Genomic DNA, 2,721 nt, shown 5'->3' on the forward strand with positions numbered 1-2,721 from the left:
CCGCAGCCGCGCGTGCCGGGGATCGTCCATGTTGATCATCGAGCCGAAGTACTCGTTGAACTCCGCGGGCAGGTCCTGGATGCTCGTCGAACTCCGGCCCGAGCAGAAGACCTCCGCGTTGCGGCTGGCGTCCACCACGTCGGCGTGCCTGACCAGCGCGTAGTAGCCCGGCCCCAGCGGGGCGAAGGGGATCTCCGGCTCGGGGAAGAGGACCGGGCCGGGCTGGGCCCGGAGCACGGCGAAGGCCGCCTCGCGCTCGGCCGTCGGCCGCTCCCAGAACGCCAGATCGGAAAGGTCGATCTCGCCCAGCGAAACCGTCACACGAGCCTCCACTAGAACAGCATTCGGTTTCACCGATCCTGCCACACCGCCTCGCGCCCCGCCACCCCCTCCGCGCCTGGCGGGCGGGGGGATGCCGCGACTCCGGCCGGGCGGTCGCGACCGAGAACACGTTTCACCTATGACGGGCCCGTTCCGCGCTTCGCACCGGGCCGCGGGCCGTGCCACGGCCCGCCGTAACCCGCGCGGTCCGCAGGTCAAGCCGTGTACGGCAGGTGCTTGACGCCGTTGATGAAGTTGGACAGCAGGTAGGAGGGCTCTCCGGTGGAGCGGATCTCCGGCAGCCGGGTGAACAGCTCGCGGAACATCACGGTGATCTCCCGGCGGGCGAGGTGGGCACCCAGGCAGTAGTGGGGGCCGGGACCGCCGAACCCGACGTGCGGGTTGGGGTGGCGGGTGATGTCGAAGACGTCGGGATCGGCGAAGACGGACTCGTCGCGGTTGGCGGAGTTGTAGAAGAGCAGCACCTTGTCCCCCCGCCGGTAGTCCATGCCGTTCATCGAGTGGTCGCGGGTGAGCGTCCGGCGGAACTGGATCACCGGGGTGGAGTAACGGATGATCTCCTCCACCGCCCCGGCGATACGGCCCTCGAAGTCCTCCGTCAGCAGCGCGCGCTGCTCCGGATGGTCGGTGAGCAGCTGCAGGCCGTGGGAGATCGCGTTGCGGGTGGTCTCGCTCCCGGCGACCACGAGCAGGATGAAGAACGAGCCGAGCTCCTGCGGGGTGAGGGACTCCTCCCCGTTGACCAGCAGGCTCGTCAGGTCGCCGGTGGAGCGGCCCCGGCGCTCGCGGCCGAGCCGGGCGGCCAGGTGGTTGAGCTCGCGCCCGGCGCCCATCAGCTTGACCAGCCCTCGTGCGACGTTCCAGCGTTTGAGCTCCGGCTGGATGCCGGTGTACTCCGGGTCGGAGTTGCCCAGGATGATGTTGGTGGCGCGGAGCACCCGGCCGTGGGCCTGGGGCGGGACGCCCATCATGTCGCAGATGACCTGGACCGGCAGACGCGCGGCGATCTGGGTGACGAAGTCACCCGGCCCCTCCTCGATCGCCTCGCCCACGATCCGGGTGGCCGCCCGCTGCAGGTCCTCCTCCATCTTGGACAGGATCCGGGGGGTGAAAGCCCGCGAGACGATGCGCCGCAGCCGCGCGTGCCGAGGGTCGTCCATGTTGATCATCGAGCCGAAGTAGACCGCCAGCCACCGGGGCAGGTCCACGATGCTGTTGGCCGACGGCTCGCTGCTGAAGACACCGGCGTTCCGGCTGGCCTCGGTGACGTCCGCGTGCCGTACCAGCGCGTAGTAACCGGGCCCGTGGCCGACGAAGGGGACCCTGTTCTCCTTGACGAACACGGGCCGGTCCAGCTCGCGGAGGCGTTTGAAGGCGGCCATCCGCTCCGGCTGGGGAAGGGCCCAGAACGGGATCTCTGACAGGTCGATGTCCGCCGTGTTCACCGTCATTTCCCCAGATTTCGGCAAGTGCTCACTTACGTCAAGTGTGAGCCGTGCCACACCCGCTCACCCGACCGGCGCCCGGTCCGCCGCGATCAGTTCGGCGGCCCGTTCGGCGATCATGACCGTGGGGGCGTGGGTGTGGCCCCGGTTGATGACCGGCATGACCGAGGCGTCGGCGACGCGCAACCCGGAGACCCCCCGGACCCGCAGCGACGGGTCGACGACCGACTCCTCGTCGGCGCCCATCCGGCAGGTGCCGACCGGGTGGTAGAGGGTCTCACTGCGCTCCCGGATCCAGCGGACGAGTTCCTCGTCGGTCTCCGGGCCCCAGTACGGGGCCATCGGCGGCCCCGCGAACGGCGCGAGGGCCGCGGTGGCGAACAGTTCCTTGGCCCGGCGCAACCCGGCCACCTGCCGCCGGACGTCGGCCTCGGCCGCCAGGTAGCCGGGGTCGATCACCACGTCTCGGCCGCTCAGCGTGATCCGGCCGCGGCTCTCCGGCTGGAGCAGGATCGAGGCGATGGTCAGGCCGTGCCCGGACGGCGGCGTCAGGCCGTGGTCGACGAACGGGCCGGGGGCGAAGATCAGCTCGATGTCGGGGGCCGGCTCGGCGGGGCCGGTGCGGATGAAGGCCACCGCCTCGCCGACGTTGGAGGTGAGCATGCCGCTCCGGCCGATCAGGAAGCGGAGCAGGTTCGGCACCGACTCGGCCCCGGCGAGCGTGACCGGCCGGGGGCACTGCAGGAAGATCCCCGAGGCCAGGTGGTCCTGGAGGTTGGCGCCGACCTGCGGCAGGTCGCGGAGCGGTTCGACGCCCTCCGCCCGCAGGGCCTCGGCCGGGCCGATGCCCGACAGCATCAGCAGGTGGGGCGAGCCGATCGCGCCGGCCGACAGGATCACCTCCCGCCGCGCGCGCGCCACCGTGCCGCCGGGG

The 2,721-nt window shown here is 71.3% G+C and carries 2 protein-coding genes and 1 pseudogene; all 3 read right to left on the reverse strand.

Annotated features, from left to right (window positions below):
• Nucleotides 1-321: pseudogene (locus tag ACWJ6R_RS20310) on the reverse strand (cytochrome P450); the annotation flags it as partial.
• 215 nt (nt 322-536) lie between these two features.
• Entirely contained in the window at nt 537-1,793 is a 1,257-nt protein-coding gene (locus tag ACWJ6R_RS20315; protein WP_449063747.1) for a cytochrome P450, read from the reverse strand.
• Nucleotides 1,794-1,850: 57 nt separating this feature from the next.
• Nucleotides 1,851-2,721 (reverse strand): GMC family oxidoreductase (locus ACWJ6R_RS20320; protein WP_449063748.1); only part of this gene is annotated, 871 nt, incomplete at its 5' end.

The sequence above is a fragment of the Planomonospora algeriensis genome, from assembly GCF_977012225.1.

Bases quoted from the DNA above. Each gene is read 5' to 3' on its own strand.
- ACWJ6R_RS20315 (WP_449063747.1), bottom strand. From the start codon at position 1,793: ATGACGGTGAACACGGCGGACATCGACCTGTCAGAGATCCCGTTCTGG.